Below are 20,854 nucleotides of genomic sequence, written 5' to 3'. Positions count from 1 at the left end.
TATCATGAATGCTAATTAACTTTGATTAGTTATTAATTTTTAATGCAGTAAAATTATATTACTTTTCAGATGCACTACTCTTTGAGAATAGTTAAATTTTCTGCAAAGAAACAATTATGAGCAGGATATGGAAGAAGAATTAAACCATAATAAAGCAGAACGTAGTACCTTAAAGAAGGTCTTTTGGGAATGGCACTTGATAACCTTGCTGATGCAGGTGTTTATATTGTTATTATTTATGCAGTAGGAAAATCACATCAGGCCAAAGCAAGAGCGGCTCGTTTATCCGGATCTTTGTTAATTATTCTTGGATTAGCACTAATGGTGGAAATAGTACAAAAGTTTGGTGGAATTAGTGAACCTATAGGGTTTGCTATGATCATTACAGCTATTATAAATTCTCTTTCCAATCTTGTTTGTCTATACTTATTGCGCTCATACCAAAAAGAAGGGGCTCACCTGAGAGCTTCTTACATTTTTACAAGTAATGATATGTTGATTAATTTAGGTATTGTTTTATCGGGTGTTTTAGTAATGGTGTTCCAATCTCCTCTTCCCGATTTAATTATCAGCGTAGTTCTGGCAGGAATAGGGATTAAATATGGTTTTAAAATTTTAAAAGAGGCAAACCAAGAAGCAAAACTATAACCTTAAGAAGCTACTAAATTTTAGTATTTAAACTACATAATCCTTCATTGTTAAGATGTTTTTCACGTTCAATTTGTAAGGTAGTATGAGAAATTCCAAACTGTGAAAATAAGCACTTCTAAGGTTTAGATTTTTATCTTTATTTTGAGCTAATAAGTACATGGAGACTAAATTAATTATTAAACCTATACAAGCTATGATTAACATACCCATGGAATAAATCTCAGGCGGCTTTTTTAATCGTTGATAAGCTTCAAATAAAATATAAAGAGCAACCAGAAAGAGAAGACTTGCATTAAAAGCTGCAGCTAAAATTTCAAATCGATAATAGCCAAAAGTACGACGAGCATCCGCAGCCCGTTTTCCTATGCGAATCGCTATCAATGCAATAATTAATGCGGTAACATCAGTCATCATGTGGGCTGCATCAGATATTAAGGCAAGGCTGCCCGTGATAAGGCCGCCCACAACCTCTGCAATAAGAAAGCTCCCCGTTAACAAAAGAGCCAGCCAAAGTGAGCGCTCCCTTGCATCTTGTTTAGTGTTTTGATTCACTTAATCTCCTTTCCTTCATAAACTTCCTAGTTGTTAATTTAACTTACCGCTAATAATGTATTATTTATAATATTGTTTATGTATTTCTTTTCCGTGAGTAAATATTTTCTGCTCAACCGCGTGAGGAAACATATCATACAAAATAATATTTTCTTTAAAAGACTCCGCTTTATTCCATAAGGCATTTTTAATGGCATTAGTTGCTTGCTCACAACCCATGATAATATTCTGGGCAATGGCTTGTGCTGAAAAATTATAGTCCTTAGATGCTAAATCGGCTTCTTGCTCGTGCCGATGAAATTTAACAAATACCAATTTAGATTCTTTTTCCATTAAGGAAATATTTTTAAATTGAGGTTTTTTCTTAAGGGGCTCAGGTAAATTTTTATAAAGTTCTTTAATCATATGTCGCATGTCATATGCTTCACAAAAAGTTCTTAAGGCGCGATTGGAGTTACTTGTATAGATTATATCCTTTTGCTTTAATAAAATTTTATCTAAGGAGTTTGGTAGGGTTCCTTCCGGATCAAAAAGCTGCATCATGAAACACAAGGTATTGACTCTAGGTAAATCATCTAAAATAACCTCAAGGGAACTATTATTGACTAAAGCGCCATCCCAGTAATATTCCTTATCAATTTTAACAGCTGGAAAGCTTGGAGGAAGAGCACTGCTTGCCATAATATGGTCAAGGGTAATAGTTTGATATTTAGAATCAAAATGAACTTGTTGGCCATTACTTAATTGCACTGCTGATAAGGTTAAACGTATATTGCCACTATTGAGAATTTTAAAATCAATAAGTTCATTGAGGGTATCTCTCAGTGGTGCGGTTTCATAGAAACTAATTTTATCTGGTGTTTGATTATAGGTGAAATAGGGGCTTAACAAACGAGGATGAAAAAAGCTTGGTTGCCCATAAAATAGCGCAGATTGAGCTTGCCAAGCATTAACTAAGCTGGGAGAGAAGTCAAATTGACGAAAAAAGACCTCCCACCAAGCGATATAATCAGGCCTGGTGATTCTATGCCAAAACTCTTTAAGTTTATCAATCCGATATTCAGGCCTATTGCCTGCCACAATGGCTGCATTAATTGCACCAATAGAAATACCACTTACCCAATTGACGGAATACCCAGCATTATATAATGCTTCATAAACACCTACTTGAAATGCGCCTAAAGCGCCACCGCCATCAAATAAAAAGGCAATTCTATCATAGCGGAAATCCGGTTTATTATATTTTGCCATCACCTCTTCCATTTCAATGGTTTATATGTTTAGTCCATTAATAACAAACCCATTTTATTTTTGTATGAAATAAAATGATATATGCAATTGCTTATAAAAATATTAATCATCCTAGTGAATTTATATAATAAACACTAAACATGCGCTCTTACTCTACACAGTTACCATCTTCTGCTATTTACTTGCGGCCTGTAATTTATAGCCGTATCTATCTCTAAGGTTGTACTTCTTATTAAAGCAATTTGTTTACCTATTTTTTTGAATTTCGATTAAATAATTTTTAATTTTTGCGTCAGTAGTTAATGTTGCTAGCTCCAAAGCAAAATAATTAATGACCTCCATGACCTCCATGACCTCCATGACCTCCATGACCTCCAGAGCCACCAAAACCAGTATTAAGTGCGCCGGTTCCTGAAGGATGTGTAGGTTCATTATGATTACTACATCCTACAAGTAAGCCTGTGAATAATAAAAATAGTAATAATGTGCGGTTCATGTCTATCCTTGTTTATTAAAAACTGCTATTTGACATCTAATATGATTTACTTGGGTGACCTAATGTAAGAATATACCAATAAAAGGAAAAGCCCTTAATATTTTAAAATAGCGTTTAACTAGTATCTTTGCACTTATTTAACTTAGATATTCTCTTTGTTTTGGTGAATATGTCCGCCATCACCACCAAAATCACCATAGGTATTGCTGGGTTCAGCAGATGTTGGACTTGGTTGCGTGGTACAAGCCGTCAATCCTAAGACGAAAATACCAATAAAACACAAAATGCAAAATTTAATATTATTCATTAATATCTCCGAACTAGTGTGAATAGTAAAAAAGTATTTTCCATGTACTTTCAACTTATTTTTTTTAAAAATCAATTAAATTAAGTACACTATTTTGACTTATTGGTTTGGCAAAATAAAATGCTTTGCTCGAATATTTTTCCTCTTTATAAGTTGAAGAAGTCATTATAATGGTTGGTATTTGGCGATTTAGTTCTGAATGTTTTTCTATGTATGTGATAAATTCATAACAACTAAATCGTTATCTAAATACTTATCTAGTAGTATAAAATTATAAGGCCTTATTAAAATAAGCTCAGATGCTGTTTTAATATCTGAAGCCATATCTACTGAATAATTTAGCTTTAATAAATGCGAACGAATGATAATTCGCTCTACTAAGGAGCTATCAACCACTAAAAAACGAAAAGTATTAATCATATTTAGTGTAAAATCCCTATTTAATCTTGGTAATAGGGCTTCATTGGCTTTGCTTTTCCATCACCATACTATTAAGAGAAATATACTTGCTAGGTTTAACGTTAAAAATCGCTCCTGACAATTTCTTTTCGACGGGCAAGGTTCGTTACTGGTTATTTCTCTTTAACTCGCAGTATCTCAGTTGCAATTTGCATTAAACTTCGAATTATTAATCATGCTTTACACATTCAAATATGTTCGCCAAGCGCAAACAATATAGTAACTATAGACACTTTTAGGCCATATACCTGCAAACATAACAACAATATTAGTAAGAACCATTAAGCTGTTAATATTCAGGGTCCTGTTTTTCAAATACCATCTTATTAGTTCTCTCGTCGTTTTACAGCTGGCTTTGTAGGAGGTGGTATTGTTATTATTATGGAGGCACTATCTATCCATTTATTTATTTTGGCATTACTATCAATCAATTTAAAACAATATCCCAGCAATGCCTTCTAGTAATTTAGCCAAAAACTTAAAGTATCTAATGAGGGAGCAGAGTCTAAATTCCCTTAGTTTATCTAGACAAATCCATATTCCTCAACCAACTTTACACCATATCTTATCGGGGGTGACTAAAAAGCCAAGCTCTAAAGTCATTAAGGCTTTAACGGAATTTTTTAATGTTTCAGCGTCATCATTAATTGACTGTAAATTGCATATGTATGACTTAATTAGTTTAAAGAAAGTGCCAATATATACTTGGGATGAAATCAGTCATTGTTTCAAAGAGTCTAGGTGTTCAGAGCAATTTATTTTCGGTAATTATGCTGATAAGAGTTTTGCTTTTTCTATTAATAAAGGTACTTGCCAGTCATCCTGGCCTGATAAAAGCTTAGCTATAATTGAAAAAGGCCAACTTCCAGAAGAGGGTCGCATGGGTTTAGCTTGGTTAAAAGAGCATGGGCTTATTTTAAGTAAAGTTTATAAAGACAAAGGCTCCTTTTTTATCAAGCAGCCTATGTCAAAAGAACAAATAACATTATTGAAGTTTAATTCTGTGCAAGATGTTTGGTATGGTCTATTAAGTGAATTAAGGTTAGAAGAGCAAGAGGCGATTGATGACTATTTACATTCATAGTTTATGTATTTTTAGTAATGTTGAATCTAGAAGGTATTTTTTTAGTTTACTAGTTAATGTGCTAAATAGATTAATGGCAGTTTCTTCTTTTTAATTATTTTTATTAGGTATTAAATCACCTCAACTTCTTCAGCTTGCAAACCTTTTTTGCCTTGGCTTACTATAAAGCTAACCCGACTTCCTTCCCCTAAGGTTTTAAAACCGGCTGTTTGAATCGCACTAAAATGAACAAAATAGTCTTTGCCACTACTTTCGATAAATCCGAACCCTTTGTCTTCATTAAACCATTTTACTTTTCCGTGTATCTTGTCGGTCATTTTGCTAACTCTTAATTATGAATATATAAACTTGTTATTAACAGTTAGTTTAAAGAAACTGTTGATAAAAGCAATGGCTTTTATTTGTTTTAAATGAGTTCAATTTAATAGTTTTCGTGATTAACAATATAAGGATTCGTGTACCCCTCAATTTTAGTGACCGCTTGCGCCCACCATTTCTCCTGCGCTGTTGGCGGAAATTGCTTATCCCACACCATAAAAAGGGTTCGCTGTGCTTCGCTTAAGGTGATGTCATATTTATACGCCATAAATAAATTAGCACGTGCCACAATGCCTTTGGCAAAATCCGCAGGCTCAACACGACGTAATTTTTTATCAATCGTAATAGGGCAGCTATAAAAGAGGGTATGGTTTTCTAACATGCTGTAACGATAGTTAGAACGTGCGCCATTAACAAGGCCTACAGCAGGCCATAAATTATAAAGCTCAGCTTCTGCTTGTCTAAATTGTTTATCACTTCTTTCACAGCATTTTCTGCCTTTATAGCGCTTACCATTTTTCTTAATGCAGATGGTCTCTCGCCAACATTGGAAGTGATTACCAAAATTTTCAGCAGGCATCATATGTTCATATTCAACATGATAAGCTCGTTTGATTTTGGCTGCTGATTGCATATTACAGCCTGCTAAATCAACTTGTAAGCGGGCATCAAATTTACATTTACAATAGAGCGTTTCGCGCTGAAATGCAAAAACGATTCGTGCTTGCTTTTTAGCCTCACTAAAGGTTTTAGGTGGCTGCGCTAGAGTAGAAAAAGAGAGAAGTAAAACAAAAACAACGCCTAAAAAGCGAGAGTATAAAATCATCAGAATAAACCATTAAATAATAAAAGGTAAATCAGCTTGAGCTTTATCACCATCATAAGACGTGTAAGGACTTGATAAACGTGTCAGTACAAATAAATTTGTTTCCACAGTACCTTTATTCATAAAATAAATCACGCTTTTATTAATATGAGAAGAATGGCATCTTAATACCAAAGTCTAATTACCTTTGTAACGTTTGCTACAATGACGCTGTTTAATTCTCATTAAAAGCTACTTCCTTTCATCACCTGCATTGATAAGCGATACCTTCTAAACGATGCGTATCCACTAAATGTGTTTGAGGATTGCCTGCGTAAGTGGCTTTATCACTAATAATGACTAATGTATTACCACCTAATTGAGCCGTCTGATTTTTTAAGATGTTCAATTCATCTTGATATAAATGTTCATGTGACTGATAAGCTTGGCTCACACCATTAACATCAGAGGCCATTAGTTTGCCTAAATTTTTACAATGTTTAATCGCTGCATGTGATTGAGTAACAGTGACTTTTTGTGCCTCAGGCAGCAAAGCTACATTATTGCTACACCCCATCAAGGCCTGCAATGCAACGGATAAAATAGCGTAAGTGATTCTTTTCATTTTACTTAACTCTCCTTTTATTTAAATCTTTTTATACTTTTAGTATTTTCGAGTGTTGCATGGCAACATAGCTCATAATCATCATCATGCTACTTTCCTAACAATAGAGCATATGACACTGGATTATCTGTAGCAAATTGTACTTGAACTATGGAGTTAGGCAACACCAAAACCATATCGTACAAAAGACCATTGTGAATTGGCTTTCCGTCAATTTCATTGACTTCAAATACATGACGATGTAAATCCATCCATGGTCTTGTTGTTAAACACCATTCCTACCCATTTATTCACTTTTAATGGATTAATCTCAGGCCACGCCTGCTTATTTATTGTTCAAACGCAGCGCATCATGTCGCCTTCTAAATTAACTATTAAGGTTTGGCTAGGAGGTGCGTTTTTTGCTAAAGGTGTTGCCGTTTTAAACTGAAATCCTTGGTAATAGTTAAGCGCGCCTACTGTTAATACTCCTTCTCATTAAGCAATGAAACTTTAGCCTGTATTGTTGTTAAAATAAGTTTTGTCTGTAAATTCGTGCCCCTTTTTATTGCGCAAAGATAGGGTAAGCGTTCTCGCCTTAAGCAAAGCCAATCAATAGCAACAAAATTTTGGGAGGAGACAAGATACCTGTGCAATAAGTTATTTGGAACTCTTAGTAGCATACATATCCTGTCTTCCCCCTTTTTATTCTGTATTATTAACTCGACTGCATAGATAAAGTGTCTTTGTACATTCCGTTTGTAAGGTAGTATGGGAAATTTTAAATTGGCTCAACAATAATGACTGAACCTCCTCCCTGACCGACTCCTCTTTAAACCCTGAGCCAATGACAAGGTGGGCTGTCAAACTAATTTTATCGCTGGTTATGGCCCAGATATGTAAATCATGTACGTCTGAGACACCCTTTGTAGACATTATTCGAGACTTAATTTTATTAAAATCTACTCCTTCTGGTACCCCTTCTAAAAGTATGTTGATAGTTTCTTTGAGAAGTATCCATGTGCGGGGTAGCACCCAGAACCCAATTAAAACAGCGATAGCTGAGTCCACCCAGCCCCAACCAGTAAAGCGAATTAGAAGTGCTGCGATGATAACCCCTATTGAGCCTAACATATCACTCCAGACCTCAAGATAAGCACTTTTCAAATTTAAATTTTTATCTTTGTCATGCGATAATAAATACATCGACGCTAAATTAACAATTAAACCAATACTGGCAATAATTAACATACCCATGGAATAAATTTCTGGAGGTTGTTTTAGGCGCTGATATGCTTCATATATAATATAAAGAGCAACTACAAAGAGAAGAGCGGCATTAAATGCGGCTGCTAAAATTTCAAATCGATAGTAACCAAAGGTACGGCGTGCATCAGCAGGGCGTTTACTCACACGAATAGCAATTAATGCAATAATTAACGCGGTAACATCGGTTAACATATGCGCCGCATCTGATATTAATGCAAGACTGCCAGTCAGAATACCCCCTATTACCTCAGCAATCAGAAAACCACCCGTTAATAAAAGAGCCCACCAAAGTGATTTTTCTCTTGAAACGCCTAGCCTATTGGGATTAACCTTTTTATCCATTAATTATTCCTAACAAAACATGAATCACAAGACCTCCGGGTATCTAAAAATTTCATTCTTAGAGGCGCATTAAACAAAAATTTTTATAGTATTCTAAATGAAACATCCTGTAAAAAATGGCTACAAGAACAAATAGAGCAATATCATTATCTATGATTATCTCTGAGATGTTTTAACATTAAAAAAAGTTTACCAATATCTTCTTCGTCTTTAAAAACAAGAACCATCGTGTTATTTTCTATCTTTAAGATCTCATATTTAATTTTTTGTAAAAAATTATGAATATTAAACTCGATAATTCCACTTTCTGGAAGCTGAATATTTGCTTTAATTACTGCCACACCCGAAGAAGAAATATCGATAACCTCTAAAGCATGGGTTTCATATCGAGCCAGGATATCTCCTTTGTTTTTAATCCTAAAAAACTGTCTTCTCTCATCCATTAAGTAGCCAAATTAAAAAAGTGTTCTTTTAATTGTAGGTGTAGTACATAATAGACGTCAACAAGGAGGGAGGGAGCCCTGTCGTTTCAAAAGGAGCATGAAGTCATGATTTTAAGCTAAATTAAACTTTTCGTTTTTATCAAGATTGTCTACTCCTATTTTTAGTATGTCTTGACAAGTCAAACAATTTTATCTAATTTTTAATTAAACACTTGTTTAACTGTTAAAGTATATGAAACTGCCCTCAGAGAATATTATTGCAACAATAGCAGATATTTTGCGATTAATGGGCGAACCAAATCGGTTAAAGCTCTTATTAGTTTGCCTTGATAAACCGCAAGCAGTTAGCAACTTAGCAGAACAATTACACCTTTCCGTACCTCTGGTTAGTCATCATTTGCGTCTCCTTCGTTCAGCACGATTATTGTGTGCAAAACGAGAAGGGAAACATATCTTTTATGAAATTGATGATGAGCATGTCCGTTGCATTTTAATTGATATGATTAGTCATTTTACAGAAGAAGTAGAGTGTAATGACAATGGAAAGATGATATGAAAAGCTCAATAACAACCTTATTCGTTCCGGGATTAGATTGCCCCTCAGAAGAAAAACTGATTCGAAGGCAATTAGAATCTATTCCAGAAGTGGAAAATTTAATTTTTAACTTTATCACTCAAGAAGTGACCATTGAGCATTATTTAAACACGCCTGCGTCTTTTGTGAAAAAGATTGAGGCGCTTGGGATGAAAGCCACATTAAAAACAAAACAGGAGAAAGAGCACTTAGAAGAAAATTTACACCCCTCATGGTGGATAATAGGATTTGCAGGGTTTTTGGCTCTCATGGCCGAAATAATTGCTTATAGCCTTTCAAATGAACAATCACTGTGGGTTGCCGTACTTGCGCTCATTGCCATGGCCTTAAGTGGGAAAACCACGCTTAAAAAAGGGTGGTTAGCCCTTAGCACCAAAACACTGAATATTAGTAGTTTGATGCTGATAGCCATTACCGGGGCTGTGCTCATTGGCGAGTGGCCAGAAGCTGCTATGGTGACCGTTTTATTTGCGCTTGCTGAACGAATTGAAGTGTATTCATTGGACAAGGCACGAGAGGCTATTCGAAAATTGATGGAAATTGCGCCCGATGTGGCGACTGTTAAAGTGGCTGATGGTAGTTGGCAGAGTATGCCCGTCAATCAAGTTGCATTAGGTGAGGTAATCTGGGTAAAACCGGGTGAGCGGATTCCTTTAGATGGGGAAATCATTCTAGGAAAAAGCAGTGTCAATCAAGCACCAATTACTGGTGAATCCATGCCTATTGATAAAGAGGTCGGCGATAAAGTCTACGCTGGAACTCTTAACGAACATGGCTCATTTCAATTTAGTGTTACTGTGGTAGCTGGCGATACCGTTCTTGCAAAAATTGGAAAAACCATTGCGCAGGCCCAAGCAGAGCGTGCGCCTACTCAGCGTTTTGTTGATCAATTTGCCAATTACTATACCCCGCTGATGATTGTAATTGCTATTTTGGTCGCTTTTCTTCCGCCTGTTTTTTGGGGAGGTGCATGGTCATTGTGGCTTTATAAAGCGTTGACCTTGCTCGTCATTGCTTGCCCCTGCGCATTAGTTATTTCAACGCCTGTGACAGTTGTTAGTGGTTTAGCCGCTGCTGCTAAACACGGTATTCTTATCAAAGGGGGATCCTACCTTGAACAAGGGCATCGTTTAAAAGCGATTGCGCTGGATAAAACAGGAACCCTTACTGAAGGCAGGCCCGTGGTTACAAAATTGATTCAACTAAGCGACCCAGGCGTGAATGTGCTGCAGCTTGCAGCCAGTCTAGATGAGCACTCGGAGCATCCTATTGCTCAGGCCATTGTTAAACAATGGCAAAAACAGCAACCAGCAGATTCATTACTTTCAGTCACCGATTTTAAAGCCCTTCCTGGTCGTGGAGTAACGGGCTTAATAGCCGATGTGCGGTATTATGTTGGTAACCATCAATTAGCTGAAGACAATCAGGTGTGTAATTCCACAATTGAAGCACAGCTTAAAGCCCTTGAGCAAACAGGACAAACCACCATCATTTTAAGTAATTCAGAGCGCGTATTAGCCATTTTTGCTGTAGCCGATACCCTGCGTCCTACCAGCCAATTGGCTATCAAGTCATTGCATCAACAAGGTATTAAAACGTGCATGTTAACAGGTGATAATGCAACCACAGCGCAAGCCATTGCCACTGAAGTGGGGATAGATGAAGTTCGGGCCAATGTATTACCTGCTGATAAACTTAAAGCCATTGATGAGTTAATTAAGCGTTATGGTGAGGTAGGCATGGTAGGTGATGGCATTAATGATGCACCAGCACTTGCCAAAGCGACAATAGGTTTTGCAATGGGAAAGGGAACTGATATTGCATTAGAAACTGCTGATATTGCTATTATGAATGATAACTTAGTTAAGTTGCCCCAATTTATTGAGTTAAGCCGTAAAACAGCAACTGTGTTGTTCCAAAATATTAGTTTGTCTATTGTCGTTAAAATTATTTTTTTTGGTTTGGCTTTAGCGGGTTTGGCTACCTTATGGATGGCTGTATTTGCCGATATGGGTGCGAGCCTCCTGGTGGTTGCCAATGGGTTGCGATTATTGACCTTTAGTGGTAAGTAGGTATCTAAGCGCTAAGCTCATATAGTTTAATGATTAAAGGATTAATTGAATGCCCTGTAACTATTGGTTTTTTGTATTTTTGCTGATGAATACATTAGTAGCTCAAGCAAGCACGCTAACATTCCATCAGGCATTAACATTGGCTTATAGAAACAATCCTACTTTACAAGCCCAAGCGGCTATCGTTGAACAAGCTAAGGGGCAATTTATTCAATCAGGGTTATATCCTAACCCCTCTGTAGCGATACAGGTTGAAAATATTGGGACCCCTTCTAGCCTTGAATCAGGATTTACAGGTACTGATACAACCATTTTAATTGAGCAACCCATCCCCTTAGGAAACCGGTTATATTATCAAAGACAAGCTGCAAAAATGGAATTTTTAGCGGCCTGCTTAAAATTAGCAGCAACCCGCGCCTCTCTATATATCGATGTAGGTAATGCTTATGTGGATGCTTTTTACGCCCAATATTGGACTCATGCCTCCAAACGTCTTGTGAAACTCAATGAATTAGTAGTTTTAAGCATTAAAAAACGATTAGAGATAGGCGCTAATTCCGAAGTTGATTTGAGATTAGCTGAAATAGCCCTTGATGAAGCGATTATTGTTTTTGATAGAGCACGTCGGAATGAGTTAAAAACTAAAATTGCTTTATCTAATTTAATTGGCGTCAGGGGACTTAGCACACGTGTTTTAATTGAAAAAGGTCTCTCTCACCAATTAGACACCTGGGCCTCCATTAAAAAACGCATTCTGACAAGCAATCTGATTAAAGCACAAATGGCCTTGGTTAAGGCGATGGGGTCGCGCATTACTGCCGCTGCTAAGCAAGTCTGGCCTGATTTAAATCTGCAAGTAGGATTTCGTCATTTTCAGCTAAACCATCAAAAGGCTGCCGTGGTTTCAGCTGCAGCGCCCATTCCAATTTTTAATCAAAATCAAGGAAATGTCTATTCAGCACGTGCAAAACAGAGTGAGACAATTAAGGATTTACACCAATTAAAGTTAAACTTAGAGACTAATTTATACGGGACTTTTTTAGATGGCTTGCAATTTAAAGAAGAGGTACAAAAAATTACATCGAGGATGTTGCCTAATGCTAGGAAAGCAGTTGAATTAGCCCGGGAAGGGTTTGAGCAGGGGCGTTATAATTACCTTATTCTCAATAACGCGATGCTTATGCTTAACCGTGAAGAAGAACATTACACCAAAGCACATACCGATTACCATAAAGCAATTATTAAAATACAGGGACTATTGATGAGAGATAACTCTCAAGGAAAATAACAAATTAAAAAAGGAATTCGTGTGAAAAAGTACCATTATTTTTTAATCATCGCAGCAATCCTTATTGCAGGTGCGATATGGTGGTTATCAGCCCGATTGACGTTTGCCACGGAATCATTATCTAAAAGTACTAGCATCGAGGCAGAACACGGTCCGAATAAGGGTCGTTTATTCCGGGATAAGGATTTCATGTTAGAGTTGGTTATTGATGAAGCAGGCCAAGCACCTAAATTTAAAGCTTATGCCTCATTGAAAGGCAAAGCTATCCCACCGTCTAAAGTAAATCTTACAGTTAAATTAAAACGTCTTGAAGGAGACATTACTACTGTTACCTTTGCACCTCAACAGGATGCTTTAGTCAGTAATCAAGATGTGCAAGAACCCCACTCCTTTGATGTAACCATTAATGCAATTTATGAAAACAAACGCTACAGCTGGAGCTATTCATCCTATGAGGGCAGAATTACACTCAGTGACAAAGCAGCACAAGAAGAAGGTATTAAAGTCAAAATAGCAGGGTCTGGGGTAATAAAAAAATATGTCCACCTCAATGGTCGTATTACGCTTAACCGCAATACCACCACCGAAGTTCGAGCACGTTTCCAAGGGGTTGTTAAAAGTGTATTTGTTAAGTGGGGGGACTCGGTTAAAAAAGGCGATTTATTAGCGACAATTGAAAGTAATGAGAGTTTGAAAGAATATGAGGTACGTGCGCCAACCGATGGCCGTATCCTTAACCGAAATATCACACCTGGGAATGTGGCGGGAACGGAGACCCTTTTTACCATTGCTAATTTATCAAATGTGTGGGCCGAGCTTCATGTTTTTCCGCGGGATTTAGGTAAAATTAATGAAGGACAAATGGTCACCATTCATTCCGAAGAAGAAGATAGGGAGGTGAGTGCTCCTATTACCATGATTCTGCCTACCACTGACCCACTTAGTCAAACGGTTATTGCCATTGTCACTATTTTAAATCCTGCTGGAGAATGGCGCCCCGGAACCATTGTTAGAGCCGATGTACTCATTGCGGAAAAACCTGTCTCATTAATGGTGAAGACTTCTGCGCTGCAAAACGTCAAAGAAGAGACAGTTATTTTTATTAAGGTAGGAAATCAATATGAGATGCGTCAGGTGGAATTGGGTGAAAAGGATAATCAATGGGTGGAAGTGAAAAGTGGTTTAAAACCAGGTACAAGCTATGTAGTCAGCAATAGTTTTCTAATTAAGGCTGATATTGAGAAGTCAGGTGCTGAGCATGAACATTAAATCAGGACGATTATGTTAGAACATATTATTAATTTTTCCATTCAGCATCGCTGGTTTGTATTGTTAGTTGTTGTCGGTCTCATGGGATTTAGTATCTACAATTTTAAAAAATTACCCATTGATGCCGTCCCTGATATTACCAATGTGCAAGTACAAATTAATACCGAGGCTGAAGGGTATTCGCCCTTAGAAGTGGAGCAGCGCATCACCTATCCTATTGAAACAGCCCTTGCAGGCATTCCTAAACTGGATTATACCCGCTCACTGTCTCGTTACGGACTCTCACAAGTGACGGTGGTGTTTGAAGAAGGCACTAATATTTATTTTGCCCGACAATTAATCGCGGAAAGACTACAACAAATCAAAAGTCAATTGCCTTCGGGCTTAGAGCCTGAAATGGGGCCTATTGCTACAGGACTAGGCGAAATTTTCATGTACGCGGTGGAAGCAACCCCGGGGGCTGTTAAAGAAGATGGTAGTGCTTATACACCGATGGATTTATTGACGGTGCAAAAATGGATTATCTTACCGCAGTTGCGCAACACTAAAGGCGTCATTGAAGTCAATTCCATCGGCGGCTATGAAAAGCAATTTCATGTCATGCCCTACCCACAAAAATTACTGGCTTATCAATTAACGATTGGCGATCTTCTTCAAGCATTAGAAAAGAACAATGCCAATATAGGCGCAGGTTATATCGAAAAAAATGGTGAACAGTATTTAATTAGAATACCAGGGCAGGTGAAAACAATTGAAGACATCAAGAAGATAATTGTTGCGAAAAAGGATGAAGTAATTATTCGTATTGGCGAGGTAGCGGATGTTAGGTTAGGTTCACCGTTAAGGACAGGAGCTGCCACTCAAAATGGTAAAGAAGTGGTGCTTGGTACTGCCATGATGCTTATTGGTGAAAACAGCCGTGAAGTCTCTGTGCGAGTGGCTACCAAATTAGAAGAAATTAATCGCAGTCTACCCAAAGGTGTTATTGCAAAGCCTGTTTATGACCGAACTAAGCTTGTGGATAGAACGATTGCGACCGTTGAGAAAAATTTATTGGAAGGGGCTTTGCTGGTTATTGTTATTCTCTTTCTCTTACTGGGAAACATTCGCGCCGCTTTAATTACCGCAGCTGTTATTCCTATTTCAATGCTCATGACCATTACCGGTATGGTAGCGCAAGGAGTATCTGGCAACTTAATGAGCTTGGGCGCCTTAGACTTTGGTTTAATTGTGGACGGCGCGGTCATCATTATCGAAAATTGTATACGCCGATTTGGTTTGGCGCAACATGAACTAGGGCGCGTATTAACTAAAGAGGAGCGATTTAACTTAACGTCAGTGGCCGCTGCTGAAGTGATTCGCCCGAGTATCTTTGGTGTAGTGATTATAACGGTTGTCTATTTGCCCATTTTTACTTTATCAGGTGTTGAAGGCAAGATGTTTCATCCGATGGCGATGACCGTCGTTATGGCACTTTTATCAGCCTTAGTGCTTTCGTTAACCTTTGTACCCGCGGCGGTTGCTCTATTTATTAGTGGTCGAATAGAGGAAAAAGAAAATTTCATTATCCGCTTTATTAAAAAAGGGTATGAGCCTTTATTAAACTGGAGCATGAATAATCCATGGAAAATGGTTAGCGGCGCTATGATAATAACAGTGCTTAGCTTATTGTTATTCTTACGCATCGGTGCAGAATTTATACCAAGCCTTGATGAGGGAGACATTGCACTCCATGCCATGCGTGTGCCGGGTACAAGTCTATCCCAAGCGATTGCAATGCAGGCCACATTAGAAAAGCGCATTAAACAATTCCCCGAGGTTCGCGAGGTGTTTAGTAAAATTGGTACGGCTGAAGTAGCGACCGATCCAATGCCTCCTAATGTGGCAGATACCTTTGTTATGCTAAAGTCTCGCTCTGAGTGGCCTAATCCTAACAAGTCAAAAACCGTCCTGGTTCAGGAAATGGAAACTGCGGTCAAAGAAATTCCAGGAAATAATTATGAATTTACGCAACCCATTCAAATGCGATTTAATGAGCTCATTTCTGGCGTAAGAAGTGATTTGGCGATAAAAATTTTTGGTGATGATATCGAGCAATTGCTAGTTTTAGCCAAGCAAATCAAGGGGGTATTACAAAAAATACCAGGCGCTGCAGACATTAAAATCGAGCAGGCCAGTGGTTTGCCGGTATTATCCATCATTCCCAACACAGCGGCTCTTCAGCGTTATGGGCTTAATATTGCCGATGTCCAAAATGTGATTCAAATTGCTTTGGGTGGCAAAGAAGCAGGACAGTTATTCGAAGGCGATAAACGTTTTGATATTGTAGTGAGATTGCCTGAGTCCCTGCGAACAGATATTAGCATTTTAGAAGAACTACCCATCCCTTTACCGCTACAAGCTGATACGAACAAATCAAATCCTAACTACGTTCCGCTAAAAGAGGTGGCGAAATTAACGTTCTCCTATGGTCCTAATCAAATTAGCCGTGAGAATGGTAAGCGCCGAGTGGTTGTAACCGCGAACGTTCGAGGACGTGATTTAGGTGGTTTTGTTGAGGAAGTTAAACGCATGGTTGGGGATAACGTTAAGTTGCCTTCTGGCACCTGGATAAATTATGGCGGCACATTTGAGCAGCTTATTTCAGCAGAAGAGCGGTTAATGGTAGTGGTGCCGATTACTTTATTACTTATTTTAGGTCTTTTATTTATGGCCTTTGGTTCAGCGCGTGCCGCATTACTCATATTCTCTGGCGTTCCTTTGGCATTAACCGGAGGAATCATAGCACTCTGGTTGAGGGGCATTCCCTTTTCCATTTCAGCTGGCGTAGGTTTTATTGCCTTGTCTGGTGTAGCGGTATTAAATGGGGTTGTTATGGTGTCATTTATTCGCAGTTTGATTGAGGAAGGAAAAGCCCTACACAATGCTATTGTTCAAGGCGCACTCACGCGTTTAAGACCTATTTTAATGACGGCTCTCGTAGCAAGTCTTGGTTTTGTGCCTATGGCCATTAATGTCGGGGCAGGCTCCGAAGTACAACGACCACTTGCAACGGTGGTTATTGGAGGTATTTTGTCATCCACTTTCTTGACCTTACTTGTTTTACCTGGACTGTATTTAATTATGCATAGAAGAAAGGAGAGTAGTACTGAAAGCTTATAGAAAGTTTATCTCTGTTATTTAATAATGGCTGAAAAATTGAGGTGCTCAAAAAGCAATTCGTTTTAAAAAGATAGCTTCTTCATAAACCCGTTCTGGTGGCATTAATAAGATAGACGGTTTTCCAATGATTTCTTTAGCAGAGTAACCAAATAGTTGTTCAGCGCTATGATTCCAACTGGTAATAACCTTGCAAGGGGATGGCATCATATGAAAATTCTACAATTGAATTTAACAGGGATTGCTCAATTTCTTGTTTTATTTTTTTACTAGGATAGGCATTATCTAGCATCTTACGTTCCATTTATCTTTTTATAAAATAAGTATAGCTAGTTTAGAAATTTCATTTTAGCGAAAGGAGGCATATAAAAACATTGGCTCTTTATTATTAAAATTTATTTTTATAGAGTGTGTACCTGTAATAGGGAGCTAATCCACTTATAAAATCGCAGGTTAATCAAGATGTTAAAGTGAATATTTGCTTGTTTAAATCTGACCAAAACTCAATCTGTGGTAAAAAGAAACAGGGGCAAGCTGTTTTATTGATAGTCCCATTTAACGCTTTAGGTAAGTATTTTTGCAATTATCTAATATGCTTTAAAATGAAATTAATGCTCAATTATGGTATTAAAGTCTTATTTATAAAATTATTCAATAATATTATTTTTTTGAATTTAAAAAAAATATATTTAATTGTGATTAATTTTAAATATTTCAACGGAAAAATTTCTACACTAATGGATTATAAATATGAAAATAATTTACTCATTGCTTGGTTTTGTAATTCTTTCTATCATCGCTAGTTGCGCAGGAATAAGGAAAATGAATTCAGGTGCGGAAAAAGTTAATTTGTATTTTTCCTATCCTACAAAAAATTGTAGATTTTTAGGGACCATTGAAAATCCGAATGTGCACGAATTGGTAGATATAAAATCTTCACTACGTGAATTAAGAAAGGATGATAATAATTTTCTTAGAAATGAAGGAGCAAGGTTAGGCGCTAATGTTATTGTTCTTTTAACCCATAACTCAAAGGGGTATGCTATAAGATATGTAAGGGGCTCAAAAAATTTAACCACTATTTATATACATTCTATAACCGCTAAGGCCTATTACTGTCCATCTGCAAATGTAGCAGTAAAAACAAAAGATTTAGAGATTAATGAAACGCCGTTATTTAATAATGATGATTTTCAGATAAATGATTGAAATTTGTTTGTTAAATTTTAAAGTGTCTTGTAAGCTAAGCGCTTTTACCTGGATTGTATTTAATTATGCATAGAAGAAAGGAAGCGCGGTACTGAAAGCTTATAGAAAGTCTATAGTTGTATTTGGCTGATTAATTAGATTATAAGCATTGGTATTTGAGTTATGTGGAACTATGCTTCGTATTGCCTGAAAATAAATCGATATGGCTTGACATTATGGGTTGTATTTTTCGAGCCTATAAGCTACCTCTACCTCTCAGTAAATTTGTAGCAGAGCAATTGAGACTGCCTCCTTCAGACCAGAAAAAATCCATCCCTGATTTCTATTCATACTCGGGGATGAATTATCATGACAGATGGGAAACCCACCTTACTGGCAGGCATCTCTTCCTCACGCATCCAGAAATAACAAAAACAGCTCCTCTGACTTTCTTTAATCTGTTCGAGCCACCGCTCTATATAACGTTGCCTGTTAATAACAGCCAGAGTTCATTTACATTATTTAATGAAAAATTATTACCTCTGATTCATGAAAAAACTGTAATAAATAATTTATGTGAAGTAGTGGTCAAGATTGATAAATCAGAATATCCAGATGATATACTGGAATGCATTTTTGATTTCTATGAAATTCCGGAAAGAATAGCCAAGCCAATCCGGCAGGAGTATCACGCTTCAGTCACTGAAGATGGGGTAGTGACCCCATTCATGTCAAAATTTACGGTTTTATACTCTAAATAATCTACTAAGATATTTTTGAATGTATGGCAACAAAGCATCTTAAATAAGGCTATGACCACTTTGCGCATCCCATAGATTTTTATAAAAACCATTCAAAGAAATTAGCTCACTGTGGCTACCTTGCTCTATGATTTTACCTTGATCCATAACCACAATTGTGTCCATTGACAGAAGAGTTGAAAGCCTATGAGCAATGACTATAACGGTTCTATTTTTCATTGCAGAGTTTAGCGACTGCTTGATAAGATCTTCTGTAATGGAGTCAAGCGAACTAGTAGCCTCATCTAAGATTAAAATGGGCGCATTTTTCAAAATGGCTCTAGCAATCGCTATTCTCTGTCTTTGCCCACCTGATAATTTAACACCTTTTTCACCAACAAAGGTTTCGTATCCTTGCGGTAGTTGACTTATAAAATCATGAGCATAGGCTTGCTTGGCAGCACTAATGATTTGGTTATGAGTGGCTTCTGTGCAACCATATTGAATATTTTCAAAGATAGAACGATGAAATAAAGAGGGGTCTTGGGGTATGAAAGCAATATGTTCTCGCAGGCTTTGTCTATGAGAATCTTTAATACTTTGACCATCAATTAAGATATCACCTTTATCGATATCATATAATTTGGTTATAAGATGTACAATAGTACTTTTGCCTGCGCCACTAAATCCAACTAACCCAATTTTATTGCCGCCTTTTATTGTTAGATTAAAATCGGTAATAGTTTTTTTATCTTTAATATAGTTAAAATTTACATCCTTGAATTCAATTTTCCCCTCTCGAATTCTTAGTTTACTATCTACCGAGCTTAAAGGTTGTAAGTGAGGAGTAAAAATGGTGTCAAGAGCGTTCTGACAAACACCTGCTTGTTCCCCAATTACTAACAAACTTTCAGTTAAATACCAAATTTGATCTATAACCGTTATGGATAAGATAAATATAAAAGCAAAATCACCAGCTGTAATTTGACCTTTTGCACCAAGATAAACCAATAATAATATAGATGTGCTTTGTAAAACCCAGGCAAAAAAACCAAGTAAGGACGCATTGAGCATATTTTTAACCTGCATTTTAGTTTCTTTTTCTAAAGCCAGATTTGTGTTGTGGGCTAAATATTTTGCTTCATAATTTTCTCTTGCAAATAGCAGCACATTTAAAATATTGCTAAAGCAATCAACGATGGCGCCAGAGTATTTAGTTTTTGCCTCTGCATAATCTTTTGCATAGGGTCTAATGCTGGATGCACAATAATACGATAAATAAATAAAAACAGCTGATACAACAAGAAAAATAGCGCTAAAGTACCAACTAACTGTTCCAACTATAAAAATTGATAACAGGATAGTTAAAGCTTGTCTTGCGATATTGAACCACGAATTGACAACATTTTGGATATTATTGGTTAAATCTGAAATTTTAGCGCTAATATCACCACTCATTCTATCTTGAAAAAATGCATATGACTGGTTTCTTAAGTGCTCTGTGGCAATAGTTACAATATCAGCTTTTATTCTTGGTAATGATTTGAGTACTACATAGTTGTAAAATCGCCATACAAGAGTGATTAGAAAACCGAGAATAATTAGTAATAAAGCGGGTGGTAGGCACTTCGAGACAAAGGAGGTTGCTCCAGATGTAGTTACACGGTCTAGGATAATCTTAAGTACATAAGGTTGAATAACGCTGTGTATAGAAGAATAAATACCTACCATACTCATTGCTAGAAACCACCACCGATATGGTGTGGCGACTTTCATAAAAAAACTAGAAAATTTGTTATTCTCAATAGTAGGCAAAGTGATTTCTTAAACTTTAAAAATGTCTAAACTCTAAAAGTATCTTAATGTAATTATTCAGCTTATATCAATCTTGTAATGTCAATCTAGAGTGTACTCTATTCTGACCTCATGTCTGAATAACTTTATATGCCAATTTAGGGTGGA

The 20,854-nt window shown here is 36.9% G+C and carries 21 protein-coding genes; 9 read left to right on the top strand and 12 right to left on the bottom strand.

Annotated features, from left to right (window positions below; genetic code table 11):
* Positions 1-189: 189 nt before the first annotated feature.
* Positions 190-648, top strand: coding sequence for a cation efflux transmembrane domain-containing protein (locus E1P04_RS14880; protein ID WP_115332910.1), 459 nt, complete (start codon positions 190-192; stop codon positions 646-648).
* Positions 649-675: 27 nt separating this feature from the next.
* Here the strand turns inward: E1P04_RS14880 and E1P04_RS14875 are convergent, their stop codons facing one another.
* From E1P04_RS14875 to E1P04_RS14860, 5 genes are all read right to left on the bottom strand, one after another.
* A complete protein-coding gene (locus tag E1P04_RS14875) occupies positions 676-1,203 on the bottom strand; it encodes a cation diffusion facilitator family transporter (RefSeq protein WP_278043148.1) in 528 nt (175 codons plus the stop codon).
* Positions 1,204-1,263: 60 nt separating this feature from the next.
* On the bottom strand, positions 1,264-2,454 hold the full coding sequence (locus E1P04_RS14870) for a patatin-like phospholipase family protein (protein WP_115332909.1): 1,191 nt from the start codon (positions 2,452-2,454) through the stop codon (positions 1,264-1,266).
* A 328-nt stretch (positions 2,455-2,782) separates the two neighbouring features.
* Complete coding sequence (locus E1P04_RS17725) at positions 2,783-2,950, bottom strand: hypothetical protein (protein ID WP_165482807.1); 168 nt, start codon at positions 2,948-2,950, stop codon at positions 2,783-2,785.
* A gap of 142 nt (positions 2,951-3,092) precedes the next feature.
* Positions 3,093-3,257 (bottom strand): hypothetical protein, encoded by a 165-nt coding sequence (locus E1P04_RS14865; RefSeq protein ID WP_165482176.1) that lies wholly within the window; start codon positions 3,255-3,257, stop codon positions 3,093-3,095.
* 207 nt (positions 3,258-3,464) lie between these two features.
* The gene (locus E1P04_RS14860) at positions 3,465-3,677 is read right to left on the bottom strand and encodes a response regulator transcription factor (protein ID WP_115333002.1); all 213 of its coding nucleotides are present in this window, start codon (positions 3,675-3,677) and stop codon (positions 3,465-3,467) included.
* A 529-nt stretch (positions 3,678-4,206) separates the two neighbouring features.
* On the opposite strand from E1P04_RS14860, the gene E1P04_RS14855 reads away from it, so the two are divergent.
* The gene (locus E1P04_RS14855) at positions 4,207-4,800 is read left to right on the top strand and encodes a hypothetical protein (RefSeq protein ID WP_160116251.1); all 594 of its coding nucleotides are present in this window, start codon (positions 4,207-4,209) and stop codon (positions 4,798-4,800) included.
* A gap of 110 nt (positions 4,801-4,910) precedes the next feature.
* Here the strand turns inward: E1P04_RS14855 and E1P04_RS14850 are convergent, their stop codons facing one another.
* The 5 genes from E1P04_RS14850 to E1P04_RS14830 all read right to left on the bottom strand — a co-directional run bounded on the left by E1P04_RS14850 (position 4,911) and on the right by E1P04_RS14830 (position 8,581).
* Positions 4,911-5,117, bottom strand: a complete 207-nt coding sequence (locus tag E1P04_RS14850; RefSeq protein WP_115333000.1) for a cold-shock protein — start codon at positions 5,115-5,117, stop codon at positions 4,911-4,913.
* Between the two features lie 104 nt (positions 5,118-5,221).
* The gene (locus E1P04_RS14845) at positions 5,222-5,944 is read right to left on the bottom strand and encodes an endonuclease (RefSeq protein WP_131783682.1); all 723 of its coding nucleotides are present in this window, start codon (positions 5,942-5,944) and stop codon (positions 5,222-5,224) included.
* Between the two features lie 244 nt (positions 5,945-6,188).
* A complete protein-coding gene (locus E1P04_RS14840; RefSeq protein WP_115332998.1) occupies positions 6,189-6,548 on the bottom strand; it encodes a DUF4156 domain-containing protein in 360 nt (119 codons plus the stop codon).
* 684 nt (positions 6,549-7,232) lie between these two features.
* A complete protein-coding gene (locus E1P04_RS14835) occupies positions 7,233-8,138 on the bottom strand; it encodes a cation diffusion facilitator family transporter (protein WP_131783681.1) in 906 nt (301 codons plus the stop codon).
* 146 nt (positions 8,139-8,284) lie between these two features.
* Positions 8,285-8,581, bottom strand: coding sequence for a PilZ-like domain-containing protein (locus E1P04_RS14830; RefSeq protein ID WP_131783680.1), 297 nt, complete (start codon positions 8,579-8,581; stop codon positions 8,285-8,287).
* A 232-nt stretch (positions 8,582-8,813) separates the two neighbouring features.
* On the opposite strand from E1P04_RS14830, the gene E1P04_RS14825 reads away from it, so the two are divergent.
* The 5 genes from E1P04_RS14825 (at position 8,814) to E1P04_RS14805 (ending at position 16,967) form a co-directional block, all read left to right on the top strand.
* Positions 8,814-9,137: an ArsR/SmtB family transcription factor gene (locus E1P04_RS14825; RefSeq protein ID WP_427853479.1), complete on the top strand. Its 324-nt coding sequence runs from the start codon at positions 8,814-8,816 to the stop codon at positions 9,135-9,137.
* Positions 9,134-11,248, top strand: a complete 2,115-nt coding sequence (locus E1P04_RS14820; protein WP_115332995.1) for a heavy metal translocating P-type ATPase — start codon at positions 9,134-9,136, stop codon at positions 11,246-11,248. The genes E1P04_RS14825 and E1P04_RS14820 overlap by 4 nt, the downstream gene beginning before the upstream one ends.
* Before the next feature lie 85 nt (positions 11,249-11,333).
* The gene (locus E1P04_RS14815; protein ID WP_165482806.1) at positions 11,334-12,536 is read left to right on the top strand and encodes a TolC family protein; all 1,203 of its coding nucleotides are present in this window, start codon (positions 11,334-11,336) and stop codon (positions 12,534-12,536) included.
* Between the two features lie 21 nt (positions 12,537-12,557).
* Positions 12,558-13,805, top strand: coding sequence for an efflux RND transporter periplasmic adaptor subunit (locus tag E1P04_RS14810; protein ID WP_131783678.1), 1,248 nt, complete (start codon positions 12,558-12,560; stop codon positions 13,803-13,805).
* Between the two features lie 12 nt (positions 13,806-13,817).
* Positions 13,818-16,967 (top strand): efflux RND transporter permease subunit, encoded by a 3,150-nt coding sequence (locus E1P04_RS14805; RefSeq protein WP_131783677.1) that lies wholly within the window; start codon positions 13,818-13,820, stop codon positions 16,965-16,967.
* 45 nt (positions 16,968-17,012) lie between these two features.
* On the opposite strand, the gene E1P04_RS14800 is transcribed toward E1P04_RS14805, so the two are convergent.
* Complete coding sequence (locus tag E1P04_RS14800) at positions 17,013-17,174, bottom strand: PAS domain-containing protein (RefSeq protein WP_131783676.1); 162 nt, start codon at positions 17,172-17,174, stop codon at positions 17,013-17,015.
* Between the two features lie 540 nt (positions 17,175-17,714).
* Between E1P04_RS14800 and E1P04_RS14795 the strand changes: the two genes are divergently transcribed.
* A complete protein-coding gene (locus E1P04_RS14795) occupies positions 17,715-18,173 on the top strand; it encodes a DUF4156 domain-containing protein (RefSeq protein WP_131783675.1) in 459 nt (152 codons plus the stop codon).
* Between the two features lie 182 nt (positions 18,174-18,355).
* Complete coding sequence (locus E1P04_RS14790) at positions 18,356-18,913, top strand: hypothetical protein (RefSeq protein ID WP_165482805.1); 558 nt, start codon at positions 18,356-18,358, stop codon at positions 18,911-18,913.
* A gap of 39 nt (positions 18,914-18,952) precedes the next feature.
* On the opposite strand, the gene E1P04_RS14785 is transcribed toward E1P04_RS14790, so the two are convergent.
* The gene (locus E1P04_RS14785; RefSeq protein WP_131783673.1) at positions 18,953-20,707 is read right to left on the bottom strand and encodes an ABC transporter ATP-binding protein; all 1,755 of its coding nucleotides are present in this window, start codon (positions 20,705-20,707) and stop codon (positions 18,953-18,955) included.
* Between the last annotated feature and the right edge of the window lie 147 nt (positions 20,708-20,854).

The sequence above is a fragment of the Legionella gresilensis genome, from assembly GCF_900639865.1.
GTDB lineage: Bacteria > Pseudomonadota > Gammaproteobacteria > Legionellales > Legionellaceae > Legionella_C > Legionella_C gresilensis.
This window is presented reverse-complemented; position numbering and strand designations above follow the sequence as displayed.